General features: G+C 57.1%; 16 protein-coding genes. 11 read left to right on the top strand and 5 right to left on the bottom strand.

Annotated elements, in window-relative coordinates; translation table 11 throughout:
• Positions 1-371 precede the first annotated feature (371 nt).
• On the top strand, positions 372-2,132 hold the full coding sequence (locus M8010_RS13810; protein WP_250092085.1) for an autotransporter assembly complex protein TamA: 1,761 nt from the start codon (positions 372-374) through the stop codon (positions 2,130-2,132).
• On the top strand, positions 2,129-5,869 hold the full coding sequence (locus M8010_RS13805) for a translocation/assembly module TamB domain-containing protein (protein WP_250092084.1): 3,741 nt from the start codon (positions 2,129-2,131) through the stop codon (positions 5,867-5,869). The genes M8010_RS13810 and M8010_RS13805 overlap by 4 nt, the downstream gene beginning before the upstream one ends.
• Before the next feature lie 9 nt (positions 5,870-5,878).
• On the opposite strand, the gene M8010_RS13800 is transcribed toward M8010_RS13805, so the two are convergent.
• A complete protein-coding gene (locus M8010_RS13800) occupies positions 5,879-6,565 on the bottom strand; it encodes an SIMPL domain-containing protein (RefSeq protein ID WP_250092083.1) in 687 nt (228 codons plus the stop codon).
• A gap of 12 nt (positions 6,566-6,577) precedes the next feature.
• Between M8010_RS13800 and M8010_RS13795 the strand changes: the two genes are divergently transcribed.
• A complete protein-coding gene (locus M8010_RS13795) occupies positions 6,578-6,778 on the top strand; it encodes a hypothetical protein (protein ID WP_250092082.1) in 201 nt (66 codons plus the stop codon).
• On the opposite strand, the gene M8010_RS13790 is transcribed toward M8010_RS13795, so the two are convergent.
• Positions 6,775-7,527 (bottom strand): gamma-glutamyl-gamma-aminobutyrate hydrolase family protein, encoded by a 753-nt coding sequence (locus M8010_RS13790; protein WP_250092080.1) that lies wholly within the window; start codon positions 7,525-7,527, stop codon positions 6,775-6,777. The genes M8010_RS13795 and M8010_RS13790 overlap by 4 nt on opposite strands.
• Positions 7,520-8,515 carry an amidoligase family protein gene (locus M8010_RS13785; RefSeq protein ID WP_250092079.1) on the bottom strand — a complete coding sequence of 332 codons (996 nt, stop codon included), beginning with the start codon at positions 8,513-8,515 and terminating at the stop codon, positions 7,520-7,522. Before M8010_RS13785 ends, M8010_RS13790 begins: the two co-directional genes overlap by 8 nt.
• Before the next feature lie 182 nt (positions 8,516-8,697).
• On the opposite strand from M8010_RS13785, the gene lexA reads away from it, so the two are divergent.
• Entirely contained in the window at positions 8,698-9,306 is a 609-nt protein-coding gene (gene lexA, locus M8010_RS13780; protein WP_250092078.1) for a transcriptional repressor LexA, read from the top strand.
• A gap of 85 nt (positions 9,307-9,391) precedes the next feature.
• Complete coding sequence (locus M8010_RS13775; RefSeq protein WP_250092076.1) at positions 9,392-9,880, top strand: cell division inhibitor SulA; 489 nt, start codon at positions 9,392-9,394, stop codon at positions 9,878-9,880.
• Between the two features lie 36 nt (positions 9,881-9,916).
• Here the strand turns inward: M8010_RS13775 and M8010_RS13770 are convergent, their stop codons facing one another.
• Positions 9,917-10,177, bottom strand: a complete 261-nt coding sequence (locus tag M8010_RS13770; RefSeq protein ID WP_250092075.1) for a hypothetical protein — start codon at positions 10,175-10,177, stop codon at positions 9,917-9,919.
• Positions 10,178-10,237: 60 nt separating this feature from the next.
• Complete coding sequence (locus M8010_RS13765; RefSeq protein ID WP_250092073.1) at positions 10,238-10,714, bottom strand: DUF6586 family protein; 477 nt, start codon at positions 10,712-10,714, stop codon at positions 10,238-10,240.
• 213 nt (positions 10,715-10,927) lie between these two features.
• On the opposite strand from M8010_RS13765, the gene M8010_RS13760 reads away from it, so the two are divergent.
• The 6 genes from M8010_RS13760 to fliE all read left to right on the top strand — a co-directional run bounded on the left by M8010_RS13760 (position 10,928) and on the right by fliE (position 17,774).
• Positions 10,928-12,289, top strand: a complete 1,362-nt coding sequence (locus M8010_RS13760) for a DUF1329 domain-containing protein (RefSeq protein ID WP_250092072.1) — start codon at positions 10,928-10,930, stop codon at positions 12,287-12,289.
• 71 nt (positions 12,290-12,360) lie between these two features.
• Entirely contained in the window at positions 12,361-12,687 is a 327-nt protein-coding gene (locus M8010_RS13755) for an SOS cell division inhibitor (RefSeq protein ID WP_250092070.1), read from the top strand.
• 71 nt (positions 12,688-12,758) lie between these two features.
• Positions 12,759-14,210: a sigma-54 dependent transcriptional regulator gene (locus M8010_RS13750; protein WP_250092068.1), complete on the top strand. Its 1,452-nt coding sequence runs from the start codon at positions 12,759-12,761 to the stop codon at positions 14,208-14,210.
• Between the two features lie 216 nt (positions 14,211-14,426).
• Positions 14,427-15,716, top strand: a complete 1,290-nt coding sequence (locus M8010_RS13745) for a sensor histidine kinase (protein ID WP_250092066.1) — start codon at positions 14,427-14,429, stop codon at positions 15,714-15,716.
• Positions 15,717-15,728: 12 nt separating this feature from the next.
• Positions 15,729-17,186, top strand: a complete 1,458-nt coding sequence (locus tag M8010_RS13740) for a sigma-54-dependent transcriptional regulator (protein ID WP_250092064.1) — start codon at positions 15,729-15,731, stop codon at positions 17,184-17,186.
• A 219-nt stretch (positions 17,187-17,405) separates the two neighbouring features.
• The gene (gene fliE, locus M8010_RS13735; RefSeq protein WP_250092062.1) at positions 17,406-17,774 is read left to right on the top strand and encodes a flagellar hook-basal body complex protein FliE; all 369 of its coding nucleotides are present in this window, start codon (positions 17,406-17,408) and stop codon (positions 17,772-17,774) included.
• Positions 17,775-17,783: the final 9 nt, after the last annotated feature.

The raw sequence follows: 17,783 nt of genomic DNA, 5'->3' as shown, positions 1-17,783 counted from the left end.
TTCACAGACACGCCGTGAACCCATCCGTGGGGGCTCGGCATTGCCATCCCTGGCAATGCACGGTCTGTGAAGGCCTTGCCCGGGCCTTGCGTCAGGCTACGTGCTATTCGCCATTGGTTCGGCGAATACTTGTTGCACTTGCCTGATTTTTCGACGCTTTCACACAGGTTAGCTTATTTCAGCTCCTTCGACGACTTGCCCAACAACATCCATGCGATATTCAACAACTGGATTTGCTGTTCGCCATTGGCACGTCTTACATTACCACCAGGCAAGATGGTCAATAGCCATGGATTAAACCTACCTCTTCCCGTTACACTTCTTTTGGAATTGCGCCCCTTAATCCACATAGACTGAAGTAACGCTACTGGATGCTTCCCCACATTCGCTTTCGCTCTGACCTCCGGCTCCTGATTGTCTGGTTGCTTATCCTGGCCGCGCCGGCATTGGCCGAGGCGCAGCAGGTGGAAGTAAAGGTCGAGGGCGATCATGATCAGTTACAGGATAATGCCGAGGCCTTTGTCGGGGAGGTTGAAGGCCGCAGTGCCGACAGTCTCAGGCGCTATGCCGGCACGGCCGAATCACAGGTTGAAAATGCTCTTCGTGCGCTGGGCTACTACAGTCCGGTTATTCAGTGGGAAGTCATTGAGCCATCCGGAGAAGAAGAGAAGCCGGCGCGACTGGTTCTCACGGTTCAACCCGGTGAGCCGGTGCTCGTCCGCTCCCGTACCGTTGAGATAAACGGTGCCGCCAATGAGGACTCCAATTTTACGGGGACACTGCCGCAGAAGCCGTCCGAGGGTGATGTGCTGAACCACGGCGATTACAGCTCGCTGCGCCAGACGATTCAGAATCGCGCCAGTCGGCTGGGGTATTTTGACGGTGAGTTCACTACCCGCAGGCTGGAAGTGGACCCTGAAAACAGGGTGGCGGATATCACCCTCATTTATCGCAGTGGTGAACGTTATCGATTGGGCGAGGTCAGCTTTGAAGATGGCCATGGATTCGAGGAGCAGCTCCTGGAACAGTTCGTACGTTTTGAGCCAGGCGAGATCTTTCACGCTGACAAGATTGCCAGGCTCAACACCGATCTATCCAACAGTGGCTACTTTTCTGGCGTTGATATTAATGCCTCTCCCGGCAGTGCTGAGGATGGGGTGATTCCGGTGAATGTGGGGCTGACAACACGCCCGCCGCGATCGGTGGCGGCGGGTGTTGGTTTCTCCACCGACGTGGGGCCACGTTTGCGGGCCAACTGGCGGGAACACTGGGTCAACCCTATGGGTCATCGTCGTGGGGTCGAAACTGAACTTTCGGTTCCACGGCAGAACCTGAGTACCTGGTATGAATTGCCCCTTGATCCGCCCATGACCGACTCCATTCGATTGTCAGCCGGTTATCAGAGGGAAGAGATCGAGGATATCGAGTCGGAACTGCTGACCCTTGGCCAGCAATGGAAGCACCAGCTCGACGATGGCTGGTTGCAGGTGGCGTCGATACGGTGGGAAGGCGAACGCTTCCGGATTGGCGACGGTGAGACCGAGCAGAGCAGTCTGTTATTGCCAGGGCTGGGCTACTCCAAACTGCATGCGGATTCGCCGCTGGACCCATCGAGGGGATACCGGATTCAGTTCGATGTGACCGGCTCTCATCGGGCCGTCCTGTCGAACGTGGATATTCTGCATGTGAATTTTCTCGTTAAGGGACTGTACACGCTGGCGGATAATCACCGTTTCCTGACCCGTTTTCAGTTCGGGGGAGTGGCAACCAATCGTTTTTCCGATGTGCCACCATCGTTGCGGTTTTTCGCTGGTGGTGACCAGAGTGTCCGGGGTTATGGCTATGAAACCCTGTCGCCGCGAGATGATGAGGATGTTGCCGTTGGTGGGCGTTACACGATGGTTGGCAGTGCCGAATATCAGTACCAGTTTGCCGACAATTGGCGGGTTGCCGCGTTTGTTGATGAAGGCAATGCCATTGATGATCTGGCGGACCCTCTGGCGACCGGTGCCGGCCTGGGTATTCGCTGGATAAGCCCGGTGGGACCCTTGCGCCTGGACATCGCAAAGGGGCTGGACCCCGGGTTTGGCGGTGAATGGCGCATTCACTTTTCCATGGGGCCCGAGCTATGACCGAAGCTCCGGAAGAAAAATCCCACAAGCCAAAGCGCCTGAGAAACGGACTGCTGATTGCCCTGGCCATTATCATTCTGCTGCCCGTTTTGTTGGTGGCCGTGTTGCTGTTGGCGCTGCGTTCGGAAACCGGAACAGCCTGGGTGATCGATCAGGTTCCCGGCCTTGACGTGGAGCAGGGCCAGGGTTCGTTGCTCGGCCAGTGGCAGGCACAGTCTCTGACCTGGCAGGGGTACGGTGTAGGCCTTCGCCTCGAGGCGCCGGTAGTGGACTGGTCGCCTACCTGCCTTTTCAGCAAGCAGCTATGCCTGGAAACCCTGCGGGTGGAAACCATCGATCTGACGCTGCAACCGTCGGCGGATCAGCAGGATGAGCGTGGCGACATTAGTCTGCCTGGCTTAGACCTGCCCATTGGTCTGGCTGTCAGGGAAGTGGACCTCGGAACCTTTACCCTGAATGACGGCAAGATCTGGGACCAGTTGCAGATACGCGCGGAAGGCTCGGGATCGGACTGGCACCTGCAGAACCTCACCTTCGTTCGTGATGACATCAGTGTTGATGGGGCCGGGCGGATACAGACCCGCGGCGACTGGCCACTGGACCTGAATGTTGGCATCAGTCTGCCGCCGCCTTACGGACCCGATTGGCAACTGGCCCTGAACCTCACCGGAAGCGCCGTGGACCTCAGAGTGCGGGGCGAGAGCACCGGTTACCTGGAAGCGTCTCTGGCTGGTCGTGTGGCGCTTCTGGAAAGCGCGCTTCCAGCCCAGTTAACCGTTGAGTCGCCACGCTTTGTGCCCGCTGAAGGATTGCCCGGAACCCTGGCACTGAAGAACACGGTGGTGAATTTGGAGGGCAGCCTCGAGGACGGGTTCCGTTCCGACTCCACGGCTTCGCTACCCGGTACGTCTGGTGACATTGCGCTTTCACTGAAAGGGTTGATTACAACTGCTGGCGTTGACGATCTGGATCTCTCCCTGTCGGGTCCGGGAACCGGTAATGCCGAGACCGGAAAGGCCTCGGTGACAGGCCGTATGGACTGGCAGCAAGACTTCCTGGTGGATGCCCGGATCACGATGGATGCCTTTCCCTGGTACAGCCTGATACCGGACTTTGAACAGCCACCGGTTGCCCTGCGGCAACTGAATGGTGAAGTCAGGTACCAGTCCGGCGCGTACCAGGCGAGCGTTGAAGCCAGCGTTAATGGCCCGCTCGGTGAGGCCGATCTGGCAGCGGAACTGGATGGCGATATGGAATCCGTGGATATCAGCCGTCTGAGGGTGAACACAGGGGCTGGGTTCCTCGGCGGTGAAGGCAGCGTGGCCTTTGCTGACCAGCTGGCGTGGGATGCCAGCCTGGTGCTGGACAGCTTCAATCCCGGTTATTGGCAGCCGGCACTGGAGGCCAGCCTGAATGGTGATATCAATACCAGCGGGCAGCTGGTAGAAGGGGGCCAGCCCTCGATAAAGGCTGAGTGGGACCTGTCCGGAAGCTGGCAGGCGAACGAGGCCATTATTCGCGGGGCGCTGAATAGCGATGCCGGGGCGTGGGCGTTATCAGGTCTGGAGCTCCAGGTGGGTGATAACCGGGTTACCGGCAATGGCGAGTGGGCCGGTGAGATCGCGGGTGATCTGGCGCTGGAAATGCCTTCCCCGGAAACGTTCCTGCCGGGGCTGGCCGGTTCACTGAGCGCAACCGCTTCGGTTTCCGGCACACCCGATCAGCCACGGGGCAACGCGAGTGTCTCGGGTTCCGATCTGGTGTGGAAGGACGAACTGAGCCTGTCCAGCCTGGACTTTAACGCATCCCTGGGCGAGGGGCTGAGCGTCAGCGCAGATGCTCGAGCGAGTGAACTCCGCTACGGCGAGCAGCTGCTACAGTCTCTGACCCTTGGTTTGTCAGGCACGCAACACAACCATCGCCTTGAGGTGAACGCCGTTCATGAGGAGGCTGATGTCGAACTGGTGTTTGCCGGCAATGCGTCCGCGGACTGGAGTGCCTGGCAGGGCGCTTTGGAGCAGGGGCGCATTGATGTTCCGGAGCAGGATCAGCAGTGGACGCTGGCAGGACCAGCGGCACTGGAATACACCGACACCGGCAGGCTGACCTTTGGCCGCCATTGCTGGCAATGGCAACAGGCTTCGGTGTGTGCCGAGGATCAGACGCTGCTGCCGACCCAGGATATCGCTTACCGCATCGAGAACTTCCCGGCCACCGCATTGGCCCCGCTGATGCCGGAAACCCTGCGTTGGGATGCCAGCCTGAACGCCGATATCAGGCTGGTGATGACCGATAGCGGCCCGGATGGAGAAGTGTCCGTGGACGCCGGTGCAGGCAAGTTCGAAGTCATGGTCAGGGACGAATGGCAATCTCTGGGCTATGACACTTTCACCACCGGGTTACGGCTGAAACCGGAAATTGCGGAGCTGACTGTACAGTTGAAAGGCCCCGAGCTGGGTGACCTCTCGGTATCAATGGCTGTTGATCCGAACGACAGTGAACGGGACGTTAATGGCCAGTTTCGGGTCCAGGGCCTGAATATCGCGATGGCCGCGGTTTTTGCAGGGCTGGAAGTAGTTGAGGGTGAGCTCAATGGTGAAGGCACGCTTTCCGGGCCATTACTGAAACCGGCGGTGAATGGCGAGATAGCCCTGACCGGCGGGCGGATTTCCGACCCACAGCTTCCGATACCACTGGAAGATATGGTGGTCAGCCTCGAGTTGAACGGGTATTCCGCGGATCTGTCGGGCCGCTGGCGCAGCAACGAGCGCAGTACCGGCAACCTGAAGGGCGTTCTGGACTGGTCGGGTGAGCCCTCTGTGGAGGTCAACGTTACCGGTGACCGATTGCCCTTCAGTTATGATCCTTATGCCCGCGTGGAGCTGGTTCCGGACATCACCATTACCTACGGCGGCGGTGATCTGGCGGTAACCGGTCGCCTGGAAGTTCCGCGTGGCGAGATCGAAATCCGGGAGCTGCCTGCCCAGGCGGTATCGGTATCGGAAGATGAAGTGATTGTGGGTGCGGAACAGGAAGAGGGCGGTTTGCGTTCCCTGAACATGGATGTGACGGTGGTTGTCGGCGATGATCAGGTCAGTTTCAATGGCTTTGGCGTAACCGGTAATCTGGAGGGAACACTGCGCATCGGCAATGACATGGATACCCGGGGTGAGTTGCGGCTGGTTGATGGCCAGTATGAAGCCTACGGCCAGGAGTTGGAGCTGCGCAGGGCGAGATTACTGTTTGTGGGGCCTTTGACGGAGCCCTATCTGGACATCGAAGCCATCCGGCGGGTAGACACGGTGGTGGCGGGAATCCGCCTCAGTGGCCCGGTAAGCGCGCCTCAGACCGAAGTGTTTTCCGAACCGGAGATGCCCCAGACGGACGCATTATCCTATGTGATTCTGGGCCGGGCACCCCAAAGCAGGGGCGACGAGGGGCAGATGAGCCGCGCTGCCATTTCCCTGGGCCTGACCCAGGCGAACAAGGTAACCCAGGGGCTGGGTGAAGAGATTGGTATACGTAACCTGATGCTGGAAGCGGAGGGCTCCGGAGATGAGTCCGCAGTGGTGGCCAGTGGCTACCTGACAGATGAACTCAGTATTCGCTACGGCGTGGGTATTTTCGAGCCGATCACCACAGTTGCCCTGCGATATGACCTTGGCAGATATTTCTACCTGGAAGCCGCCAGCGGCCTGGCAGCTTCCCTGGATATATTCTACACCCGGGATTTCTGATCCGGCCTGTTACTCCAGTTCAAAGGTGGCGCTGACCCGCGATGTCAGTTCCCGTGGGCCTACCGCGGACACGGTGTCGGATGAAGCGCGCATTTCCGCCATCATCGGAACAGGGGGCTGGTGCCCATCGTCCACATTGATATTGATAACCTCGCCGCATTGCTTGTCCAGTTCATTGGCAACAAACTCGCACCTTGCCCTGGCATCGGCAATAGCCCCGGCCAGTGCCTGCTTGCGAAGGCTGCTTTCATCGGAATGGAAAAACTGGTGCGGCCCCACGTTGTAGTCCATACCCAGGGCCTGGGCCTGCTGGAGAATGGGGTTAAGCAGCGACAGGTCATCGATGGTGAAGCTCACCGTCTGTGAGGCAACGGCCACCTTTTCCGGTTTCTGACCACGTTCCTGGGACGGGATGGAGCGGCTGTAGAGGTTGACCGATGCATCGCTGTAGGCGCCGAGCTGGCCACGATAATCACTGATGCCATTCCGCCACTGCTCCATTTGCTCGTTTACTCGCCGGGTTGCTGTCTCCGGCAGGTTGTGTTCGGCACTGGCGGTAAACTGCAGCCTCGCGCTGTCTGGCGTATACTTTACTGAAGCCTGGCCACTGAGGCTTACTTCCCCGGCCATTGCACCCAGGGGAATCAGCGTCAGGGCGGCAGGGATCAGCAGATATCGATGGGCGGTAGAAAACATTGTGGGATCTCCATGCTTTTACACAATAATCAGGTCAGGTTGACTCCCCGGGAGCGTGACATCCTGCTCAGGCTGACTGGGAGCGACCCCCATTATGTGACGACAAGGGAGCAACTGAAAGAGTGGGCTGCCCGACACCTGGAAGCGGTGCCTGGTGATGCCAGGGAAATAGTGGAAATCAAGGCGGTGCTCCAGCGCTATCTGCCGCTTTAAAGACTGTCGCCACTGGGATCCTCGAATTCTGTCGGCTCATCCAGCCTTACCAGCTTTCGCTCCTCCGCAGCGTCCACGAAGTGCCGGAAGATACGCCGGTGGCCACCGTGGTAAAGCAGATATTCCGGGTGCCACTGAATACCCATCAGCCACTGCCCGCGGGTATTCTCTATTGCCTGCACGAAATGATCGTTGTCGAGGGCAACGACGCGAAGGTTTTGTCCGAGCCTTTTGATGGTCTGGCTGTGTATCCGGTTGGCGCCAATGACTGGCTGCCGCATGACTTGTCCAAGGCGACTGTCACTGACGATCCGAACGGTCTGCATGGGCAATAGCAGTGGGCGGTGACGGGTGTTTATTCGCAGGGGTGTCACGTTCTGGCAGAGGGAGCCGCCACGGAAAATATTGATGAACTGTGCGCCCCTGCAGATGCCCAGTACGGGAATATTCAATTCCTCGGCCCGTGAAAGCAGGCGGACATCGGTTTCATCCCGGCGCGGGTCATAGTTCGCCGTGACCTGAGGTGTCTGGCCGTACCGGGAGGGGTGAACATGGGTGCCCCCGGAGAGTACCAGGCCGTCAAGCAGGGACACATCCACTTTGGAACCAGGCCGAATGAAGTGGGTGCGGGCGCCATGCATACGCAGGGCAAAACTGATCAGCCGGTGCGCCAGGCTGCGTCTTGCCGGGCCACTGATGCCAATAGTGAGGCCTGGATGCTCCGGCTTATCCGCGACGTCGTCAGACATAATTCCGCGACCGGAGCCACTGGTCAGATGTGTCGACCCAGCTGTGGGTGAGGTTGTGGAAACTCAGCTTGCGGCTGTTTCGGAACTCGGTGACCAGTGCTGCCAGGTCGGCGGCGTTGGCAGCCAGTTGCTCCAGCACTACCCAGTCATTCCACACCGTTGAGAAATGCCAGTGCGGATTGTCGATGTCGCAATCCGGCAGGCGGTAATGCAGGGTGGGCCTGCTCTTGATGCGCTCGTCCTTGACGTACCTGGCCAACAGGTCGCTGTTCAGGTGTGCAAACAGCGGCAGCAGATCCAGCGCTTTGTTCCGGGTAGGGTTGTAGTGAAGGTAGTCCTTCATCAGTTGATCCATGTCGGGATCATAATCTTCCGCAATCAGAAGATCGATGTAGGTGCTGCTCCAGGGTTCAATGTAGCTGGTGAGTTTACGGCTGAAGTCGATCTGGTGTCGTGCCTTGAGCCATTCGTAGAGAGCGGCAAATGCCCGCAGGTAACGCACCAGGGTTGAAGCCTTCAGGTCCGGCAGTTCCGGATTCAGTTGCAGGCCAAAGGCATAGTACAGCGCTTCACGGCTGCCAAGAGCGCCCGCTTTGCGCAATTCATCACAGAGGATCTCGATGCGCTCCAGTTCGCTGAACGGTAACGGGGGGCCGACAATCTCCAGGGGTACGATCTTCTCCGCCGCCGCGTCTATCACGCTCATTGCCTGGCCGCCAAGTTCCCGAACCGATTCCGGTAGGCGCTCGTCCTGCAGGTCCAGGTCCTTGATGGGGTCGGAGTCCAGTTCAATTGTGAATGCGCCCACATCGGTGTCGATCTCCGATACATAGCGCGAAACAGGTTTTGCCTTGCCACCAAGAAGCTGTGAGGAAAGCGAAATGAGAGCCTCATATCCGAGGCCCGAAAGTTCGATCTCCACACCTACTTTCCGTTCTTTCCCGTCATCTGTTTTCATGATGTCCGGCATACTGCATCTTTTGCTCATTAATGCGTCTCCACAAAGGGTTAGCGATACCTTAACACAGTCCTCCGCACTGAAAACGGGCGCTGCCGGCCAATAACCCAGTGGTTGAAAAAAATTGCAGGCACGGACTTTACACTGGATAAAACACTGTATATAGTCAAATCACTGTATATAAAAACAGGATTAACCGGGGCTACCGACTCATGAAGCTGACAGCAAGGCAGACACAGGTACTGGACATCATCCGTCGCTATGTCGACGAGACCGGATATCCACCTACCCGCGCGGAGATCGCTGCGGAACTCGGGTTCCGTTCGGCCAATGCCGCTGAAGAGCATCTCAGGGCGCTGGCCAGGAAGGGCGCTATCGAAATGGTACCGGGGGCAAGCCGTGGTATCCGCCTTCCGGAAGTCGAGGCGGACCCGGGGTTGCCTGTAATAGGCCAGGTGGCAGCCGGTAGCCCGATTCTTGCCCAGGAACACATTGAGGATCATTGCACACTGCGACCGGAATTTTTCTCACCGTCGGCGGATTACCTGCTGCGTGTGCGTGGAATGAGCATGAAGGATATCGGCATCCTGGACGGAGACCTGCTTGCAGTGCACAGCACCAGCGACGTTCATAATGGCCAGATTGTTGTGGCGAGGGTTGGCGAAGAAGTGACGGTCAAGCGGTTTCGCAAAGAAGGTTCGAAGGTGTATCTCATCGCAGAGAATGAAGAGTTCGCACCTATTGAAGTGGATCTGAAAGAACAGGAACTATTTATTGAAGGTCTGGGTGTCGGGGTTATCCGGCGTTCCGATCTTCACTGACACCCCGGTATCCGGACATTTCCGGCAGTGCTCTGCAGAGTTTCAAATTTTGCCGGGCTCAGCTTAAAGGCAGATGAGGCTTATCATGGAACAACTCAGCTTTAATCAGAACCTGGCTTACGCCCACGCCGGCGGAAGATTCGTCGGCCCGGAGGCTGCGGCTTTGAGCAGCCATGATGTAGGCGGGGCACCATCCAACCTTACACGCCCGGTGCAGCCGACAGGCAACGTGACGGAAATTATCCTGCCTGAAGGGCAGGTTGAAAATTTCCAGCTGTTGCTGCCGATGCTGACACAGCTGAACCAGGAAAAGCGCTGGCTGGCCTGGATCGATCCGCCCCAAAGTCTGGTGAGCAAGTGGCAGACGATGCGCGGGATTGTAGCCGGCGAATTACTGGTTCTGCGTTCCACTTCAGATTACCCGGCCCGGCAACTGGCTGAGCGGGCATTGAGTGCCGGTACCTGCCATGCCGTCGTAATGTGGACACGGAAGCTTGGGCATGAGGCCCTGACTTCGCTGGAGCAGGCCTCCGCCAGGGGCAACAGCCATGGCGTTGTTCTGCGCCAACGCTGACGGCCCAGTGACGTTCATGTCAGTGAAGTGCGCGGCTCAGTGGAGTGTATATGAGGGCTGGACATCATGAGCGTCCGGCTCCTCTTCTTCCCAGTCAATATCGTGGGCAATGTTGCCTGCGGCTTCTATACCGGCGGAAATCATGGCCTTGGCCACGTTCATATCCCGGTCTTCCATCATCTCCCTGGCTTCGGCTGAGAACGATATTTTCACCAGTGGTGCGCTGTCGTCATCGATACGGCGAAGTGCATAATCGCCGTTAGTCAGTTGTACAATCTCGAAAAATGAGGGTGACATTCAGTTAGCCTTTCAGTTCATGCCCCGGGTGGCGGCGTGTTGCAGCGATGGGCCGTGGTACTACCACTCGCTGTGCCGTTCCTCGAGGGTATCGGTAAAGTGTTTGATTGCACTCAGGGTTTGTTCGAGTGCCTGTTTCGATCTGTTCGGGCCGGTATCCGCAGAAACGGCGATCACATTTTCATCGCTTACGGTTTTTTTGGCCGCTGGTGGATTGCTCTGATGTCGCTCCAATTGCTCGAGATGGTTCCACCAACTGTTGGATTCGCCGGCCAGCTGGTTTAGCTCCGTTATTTCCGGAATGTCAATTCCGAGCAATTCCGTCAAAGACTCAAGGCTGTCGGGCTGGCCCAGCTTGTCCTGATACATTCTTGCAACCATGATCAGGACCAGTTCCCTCGCGCGCAGGGCGAGCTCGACTGCCCCCTGTGTCAGGGCTTCTCGCTGAGGCACAGTGTCGTTCTGCTCCAGTCGGCCCAACAGGGTTCTGGCAAGAAAAATCTTCTGGGAAACCAGTGAATGCCAGGGTGACGCCATGTGGATACCTGTACTCGGGCCTAGGGTCATGCAATGAATTAACTGGCAATCATAACATTTCTGGCGGGCAATTTCTTCCCTCCTGTTAATCCGGGGACCTTTGACAAGAAACTACAAAGATTCACTTGAAACGGTCGTTTGAATTTGGCAAAAAGGCGCCCCGTTTGAATGACTTTTGATCGTCCGGATCAGTTTCAGTGGAGGTGGAAGGGAATGCGTAACCAGTTGGTCGCAGGTTTTACAGTGGCAATGCTCGGGTTTTCCGGCAGCAGTGTCTGCGCGAAAGTCAGTGAGTCGGGGGCCGAGCGGCTGGGTAATGATCTCACCCCTGTTGGTGCGGAAAAAGCGGGTAATATCTCTGGCAGCATTCCGGAATGGACCGGCGGTTTGTCCACTCCACCGTCAGGTTGGTCACGGGGGCAAGTAGAGACCAACCCGTTCCCGGGGGATGACCCTCTGTTCGTGATTACCGCAGACAATCTGGATCTTTATCGCGATAAGCTTACGGACGGTCATATCCGGATGCTGGAGCAGTATGGCCCGGAATTTGTGATGCCGGTTTATCAGACTCGCCGTACGGCTGCTTTTCCCGAAGATGTCTATGAAAAGTCACGTGAAAACGCGCTCGGCGCAGAGTTGCTGAGTAATGGCAACGGAGTGCGGAACACCATCATGACCAGCCCATTCCCGATTCCGAAGAATGGTCTTGAAGTCATCTGGAACCACATACTCCGATACCGGGGCGAGGAATTGTCGTTCCGCAGTTCCTCTGCGACCCCTCAGGTCGGCGGTTCCTTTAACCAGGTTGTAAACCAGTACGATTACTTTTTTGCCTATAGTCGCAGAGGCGCGGATCTTGCGGATATTGATAACAAGATCTTCTATCTGAAGACCGACACCATAGCGCCCTCCAACCTGGCAGGCACCATCACTCTGGTACACGAGACACTTGATCAGATCCGTTCGCCACGTCTGGCCTGGCGTTATGACGCCGGTTCCCGGCGCTTGCGCCGATCACCCAATCTGGCCTACGAAACCGACTTGCCCAACTCATCCTCACTTCGGTCCGTTGACCAGAAAGACATGTATAACGGTGCACCCAACCAGTACGATTGGGAACTGAAAGGCAAGCGGGAAATCTTTGTTCCCTATAATGCCTACAAACTTCATGATGAAGATGTCCGGCCGGATGATGTTATTCGCCCAAAGCACATCAACCAGGCACTGACCCGTTATGAGTTGCATCGGGTTTGGGTAGTGGAAGCAAAGCTGCGTACAGGTATCAGCCATATCTATTCACGTCGTGTATTCTATGTTGACGAGGATAGCTGGCAGATTCTGGCCAGTGAGGAGTATGACAGCGAGGGAGAGCTCTGGCGCGTATCAGAGGCACACAACATCAGCTATTACAGTGAGCCGGTATTCTGGACTACCATGGAAATGACATACGACCTCAAGGCCCAGCGTTATTACATTGATGGTCTGGACAATGGTTTCCCGGCTTACGACTTCAATCCGGGCTTCCGTGGCAACCAGTTCTCGGCTTCAGCGGCCCGCAGGGCGGCTCGACGCTGATCCGAGTGTCGGCCGGGGCGTTGAATCCCCGGCCATTGTCCGGGCGCCACACTGATACTGGAGATACCGTTATGCCGGTGCCGGAACAACTGGAAGCAGTGGATACCCTGGTCGGACATCTGAAAACCGCCCTTGCAGAGAAAAACTGGGAAGAACTGGCGCGCCTGAATGAGTTGGTCAAACCGACCATTGAGCCGGTGATGGCAGCTCTGGAAGCGGGCGAGCTGAGTCCGGAGCCGGTCCGGGAGCGGTTGGCTACCCTTCAGAGCTTTTGTGATCGTGCCAATATTTCGGCAAATGAGGCCAGAGCTGAGGCGCAGAAAGCCCTCAAGGAAGTGAATCAGAATCGAAGCGCAGCCAAAGCCTATCAGAACGTCTCTTCGAATCCCCGGAAATAGCGTCATAAAATTGACTCTGACGCACATACAGTCTTAAATACCGCACAAATCCCCGCAAGAGATTCGTTTGAATGTCGAAGAATAACAAAGTGCTGGTGCTCAGCGAGGACGATTCAAGAAAGCGTGACATCGCCACCATACTTGAATTTATTGGCGAGGAAGACGTCGTTTTCGGTGAAGAAGCGCACGCACTGCTTGCCAGTGGCAATCCCGAAACACTTGATGAAGTCTCGGCTGTCGTCGTCAACGGTGAAGATACCGGAGCGCACAAGACAGTCTCGGCAGTATGTGAAGCCTGTGTAGGCGTCCCCGTGCTGATGGTCGGGAATCCTGACCTGAAGCAACTGCCGGAAGATCAGGCCAACCGGGTGATCGCCCGTATGGAATGGCCCCTTAACTACACCAAGTTTGTGGATTCCCTGTATCGCGCCCAGATATACCGGGACCAGTTTGCCCGTTCCCGGGAACGGGGCCAGCAGCGTGGATTACAGCTTTTCCGCAGTCTTGTGGGCACCAGCCGCAAGGTACAGTCGGTTCGCCAACTGATGGAGCAGGTGGCTGACAAGGATGTGAGCGTGCTGATTACCGGCGAATCGGGTACCGGTAAAGAGGTGGTGGCTCGTAATCTGCATTACCATTCTGCCCGACGTGATAAGCCCTTTGTTCCGGTCAACTGCGGTGCCATTCCCGCGGAACTGCTGGAAAGCGAGCTGTTCGGGCATGAGAAGGGTGCGTTTACCGGGGCTATCACCGCAAGGGTCGGCCGTTTTGAGCTTGCTGAGGGTGGCACGCTGTTCCTTGATGAAATTGGTGATATGCCCCTGAACATGCAGGTAAAGATTCTGCGGGTATTGCAGGAGCGCACCTACGAGCGTGTGGGCAGCAACCGCACCCAATCCGCCAATGTAAGGGTGATTGCGGCAACCCACAAGATTCTGGAAGACATGATCGAAAGCGGCGACTTTCGGGAAGATCTGTATTACCGCCTGAATGTGTTTCCCATTGAGATGCCGGCCCTGCGGGAACGGGTAGAGGATATCCCACTGCTGATTAATGAGCTGATCTCCCGCATGGAGAAAGAAAAACGTGGCTCGCTGCGGATGAATTCGGCGGCGATCATGAGCCTGTGTCGCCATGACTGGCCGGGCAACGTGCGCGAGTTGGCAAACCTGGTGGAGCGGTTGGCGATCATGCATCCGTATGGGGTGATCGGGGTGCAGGAACTACCGAAAAAGTTCCGTTATGTGGACGATTACGATGAAAATCGCCCGGTCGAGGATTCGGGAATGCCCTCCGGTATTCCGGGGCTGGTCGGGCTGGACGCGCCGGCGTTGCTGCCGGTGAATGGAATCGACCTGAAAGATTATCTCTCCAACCTTGAGAAGCAACTGATCCAGCAGGCGCTGGACGAGGCCGGGGGTGTCGTGGCAAGGGCTGCGGAGAAGTTGCGCATTCGGCGGACTACGCTGGTGGAGAAGGTTCGCAAGTATGGGCTTCGGGATGAGGAGTCCGAGGAAAGCTGAGGCTTTTGGCTTTTCTTAATGGCGTCAAAGGTTTGTAGCCTTCGGCGCCGTTGTTGTTTTTGGGCGACGGAAACCCGTCATCTGTCCTTTCTTTGATTTTCCTTCCTGTTGAAATATAAACAAAATTTAAAGTTGGCACAGTGCTGGCTTAGTTTTGCCCAAACGATCCATCCGATTGGTACGGGCTGGGGTTTGGTCCGGCCAGAGGGCGAATTTATGAGTCAGTTGCAATTTGTTGGTTTGTCGTCGGCGAAGGAATCTTCAAGCAGTAAGGATTCTTCTGCCAATGCGGCGGCGGATGTCAATGACAAGGTGACCGCGTTGTTCCCGGAACAGGATGATGAAGCTGTGGGCACAGCGCTTGACCTGTTCAATCAGATGTCACAGCAGATCACTGACTCCTATCGCACTCTGGAGTCCCGCGTTAACCAGCTGTCCGGGGAGTTGTCGGCAGAGTCGCGACAGCGCCAGGCGGAACTGGAGCAGAAAGAGGAGCTGGCGGACCGGCTTTCCACGCTGCTGCATGCTCTTCCCGCCGGGGTTGTGGTGCTCGACAGCCAGGGCGTGGTGACTCAGACCAATCCCGCAGCGATTACCTTGTTGGGTGAACCCCTCGACGGCGAGCGCTGGGTGGATGTGATCCGTCGCTGTTTCGCGCCACGGCGGGACGACGGCCATGAAGTGTCGTTGAAGGACGGCCGCCGGGTGAGTATCGAAATTCGGACCATGGAGAACCAGCCAGGACAGTTGATCCTGCTGACGGATCTGACAGAGACTCGTCATCTTCAGGCCCAGTTGGCCCACGCCCAGCGTCTGTCGGCCATGGGCAAGATGGTGGCGTCCCTGGCTCACCAGATTCGCACGCCGCTCTCCGCCGCCATTCTCTATGGCGGGCACCTTAGCCAGGACGACCTGGACGAAGAGATGCGGCAGCGCTGTGCATCCCGTTTGATGTCGCGTCTGACGCATCTTGAGCAGCAGGTTCGTGACATGCTGATTTTCGCCCGCGGCGAAACCCGGCTGGCGGAGGAGCTGTCTGCTGCTGCCCTGGTTGAGGCGCTGGCGTCGGCACTGGATGGGTTGAAGCTGCCTTCCGGCGTTACCGTGTCTCTGGACAGCGAGGCGGACGATGAGGCGCTGATGTGTAACCGCGACGCACTGGTCGGCGCCTGCACCAACCTTGTCAATAACAGCCTGGAAGCGGGCGCAACGGACGTTACCGTTGCCATCCGTTCCTGTAATGGCGAACTGGTGATTCGGATTGTCGATAACGGCCCCGGTTTTTCCCCGGAACAGGCCAATCAGCTTCTGGAGGCCTTCTATACCACCAAGTCTCACGGTACGGGGCTCGGCCTGGCGGTTGTCCAGGCAGTTGTGAAAGCACATCAGGGCCGGTTTGCGATTGAGGCGCCCTCTGGTGGGGGAGCCCTGGCAACCATTTCGTTACCGTTGCTGCGTTCACTGTCGGCCAGTGGCCGGTATTCGCACACGTACAAGAAAAACTGACTGGAGGCAATCATGGCCAAAGCCCAAATTCTGATCGTTGAAGATGATCACGATCTGCGTGAAGCGCTGGTAACAACACTGGAACTGGCAAAGTTCCGGGTACGGGAAGCCTCCGACGCGGAAAAGGCGCTGGTACAACTGGCCGAGTCCCCGGTGGACATGGTCATCAGCGACGTCAATATGCCCGGTATGTCCGGTCATGACCTGCTGAACGAGATTCAGCGGCTATACCCTGGATTGCCGACCATGCTGATTACCGCCTATGGTCAGATCAGCCATGCGGTTTCCGCCATGCAGTCAGGTGCTATTGATTATCTGGTCAAGCCGTTCGAGCCTTCTGTGCTCGTGGACGCCGTTACCCGAGTAGTGGGCGGTGGTCGTCAGAAAAAAAGTAGCGATCAGCCGGTGGCGGAAGATCCCATCAGCAAGCGCATGTTCCAGTTGGCGGCCAAGGTTGCGGGTAGCGACTCAACGGTGATGATTTCCGGTGAGAGCGGCACTGGCAAGGAAGTACTGGCGCGTTATATTCACCAGCAGTCCCCCAGGTCCGACCAGCCTTTCGTTGCCATCAACTGTGCGGCGATTCCGGAGAACATGCTTGAGGCAATCCTCTTCGGTCATGAGAAGGGCGCTTTCACCGGTGCGGTTGCATCGTCCCCCGGTAAGTTTGAGCAGGCCAATGGCGGTACCATTCTGCTGGACGAAATCTCGGAAATGGACCTTGGCCTGCAATCCAAGTTGCTGCGAGTATTGCAGGAGCGCGAGGTCGAGCGAGTGGGCGGACGCAAGACAATTGTCCTGGACGTGCGGGTGATTGCCACCACCAACCGGGATTTGTCCGACTATGTCCGGGAAGGCAACTTCCGGGAGGACCTCTATTATCGGCTTACGGTGTTTCCAATGCACTGGCAGCCCCTGCGAGAACGCACACTGGATATCATGCCGCTGGCCAGCGCGTTGCTCAGAACCCACTGTCGCAAGATGAAACTGACTGGCGTGACCTTTGCGCCCGATGCCAGGAACGCGCTGATGGCACATCAGTGGCCCGGTAATGTTCGCGAGCTGGACAATGCCATTCAGCGGGCGTTGGTGCTCCACCAGGGTAACGTGATCCACGCCGGCGACCTGTGCCTGGAACTGGGTATTACCGGGCGGATGGACAGTGGTCCGGCACCGGCAACGGCTCAGCAGGTGGCACCCGATCCGTCTTCGGAAGTAATCCCACAGGCAGACGGAGAAGTAGCTGGTGGACTCACCGAGGTGAGCCGTGACGAGCTGTCACCAACTTCCCTTGGTGACGAGGTTCGCCAGCGTGAATTCCGGATTATCATTCAGACCCTGAAAAAGGAACGTGGCCGTCGCAACAGGGCTGCAGAACAGCTGGGTATCAGCCCCCGCACGCTCAGATACAAGCTGGCCCAGATGCGGGATGCGGGTATTGACCTGGACGCCGAGCTGGCCGCTGCCTGATCCGCCCAACAACGCTTTCTTTCGGCACCTGCGGGTGCCGTTTTTATTATTGGCCTCGTCAAAAGAATGTCGCCGCACAGTGACTTGCTTCCGAAACGCTCATTAACTTTATGAAAATATTGCAATAAATTTTGTTGGCCTGTGGATTGCTTAAGTGTTGGAAAGAAATATCTAGTTCAATGGCTTGCCCGCCACAGGGGCAAGCCGGGAGAGTGAATCATGGTCCAGCGTGCTGACATCAACAGTGTTCTTTCCGAAATCCGCAATATGCGCTCGCAGATGATGGAAAACCAGCGGGTTGAGCAGGATAACAATATCCGTGGCCGGGTAGACGGTCCCTCCCGGGTTCAGGAAACTCCCGAAACCCCGAAGTTCAGTGACATGCTCAGCCAGGCTGTGGGGTCAGTAAACGAATTACAGCAATCGTCCAGCGATCTCAAAACAGCTTATGACATGGGCGATCCCAATGTGGATATTACCCGTGTCATGATCGCGTCCGAAAAGGCGTCTATTTCCTTCGAGGCACTTACCCAGGTTCGTAACCGGGTGGTCAAGGCCTATGAAGACATCATGAATATGCCGGTTTGATAGCGGAGC

Source organism: Marinobacter sp. ATCH36 (genome assembly GCF_023555055.1).
Classification (GTDB): domain Bacteria; phylum Pseudomonadota; class Gammaproteobacteria; order Pseudomonadales; family Oleiphilaceae; genus Marinobacter.
The sequence above is the reverse complement of the archived record's forward strand: the minus strand, read 5'-3'. Positions and strand labels throughout refer to the sequence as shown.

Excerpts from the sequence above, each read along its gene's own strand:
- M8010_RS13765 (WP_250092073.1), bottom strand. The coding sequence starts at position 10,714 with ATGGCGTCACCCTGGCATTCACTGGTTTCCCAGAAGATTTTTCTTGCC.
- M8010_RS13800 (WP_250092083.1), bottom strand. The coding sequence starts at position 6,565 with ATGTTTTCTACCGCCCATCGATATCTGCTGATCCCTGCCGCCCTGACG.
- M8010_RS13770 (WP_250092075.1), bottom strand. The coding sequence starts at position 10,177 with ATGTCACCCTCATTTTTCGAGATTGTACAACTGACTAACGGCGATTAT.
- M8010_RS13755 (WP_250092070.1), top strand. The coding sequence starts at position 12,361 with ATGCCGGTGCCGGAACAACTGGAAGCAGTGGATACCCTGGTCGGACAT.
- M8010_RS13805 (WP_250092084.1), top strand. The coding sequence starts at position 2,129 with ATGACCGAAGCTCCGGAAGAAAAATCCCACAAGCCAAAGCGCCTGAGA.
- M8010_RS13795 (WP_250092082.1), top strand. The coding sequence starts at position 6,578 with ATGCTTTTACACAATAATCAGGTCAGGTTGACTCCCCGGGAGCGTGAC.
- M8010_RS13775 (WP_250092076.1), top strand. The coding sequence starts at position 9,392 with ATGGAACAACTCAGCTTTAATCAGAACCTGGCTTACGCCCACGCCGGC.
- M8010_RS13760 (WP_250092072.1), top strand. The coding sequence starts at position 10,928 with ATGCGTAACCAGTTGGTCGCAGGTTTTACAGTGGCAATGCTCGGGTTT.
- M8010_RS13740 (WP_250092064.1), top strand. The coding sequence starts at position 15,729 with ATGGCCAAAGCCCAAATTCTGATCGTTGAAGATGATCACGATCTGCGT.
- M8010_RS13790 (WP_250092080.1), bottom strand. The coding sequence starts at position 7,527 with ATGTCTGACGACGTCGCGGATAAGCCGGAGCATCCAGGCCTCACTATT.
- lexA (WP_250092078.1), top strand. The coding sequence starts at position 8,698 with ATGAAGCTGACAGCAAGGCAGACACAGGTACTGGACATCATCCGTCGC.
- M8010_RS13785 (WP_250092079.1), bottom strand. The coding sequence starts at position 8,515 with ATGAGCAAAAGATGCAGTATGCCGGACATCATGAAAACAGATGACGGG.
- M8010_RS13810 (WP_250092085.1), top strand. The coding sequence starts at position 372 with ATGCTTCCCCACATTCGCTTTCGCTCTGACCTCCGGCTCCTGATTGTC.
- M8010_RS13745 (WP_250092066.1), top strand. The coding sequence starts at position 14,427 with ATGAGTCAGTTGCAATTTGTTGGTTTGTCGTCGGCGAAGGAATCTTCA.
- M8010_RS13750 (WP_250092068.1), top strand. The coding sequence starts at position 12,759 with ATGTCGAAGAATAACAAAGTGCTGGTGCTCAGCGAGGACGATTCAAGA.
- fliE (WP_250092062.1), top strand. The coding sequence starts at position 17,406 with ATGGTCCAGCGTGCTGACATCAACAGTGTTCTTTCCGAAATCCGCAAT.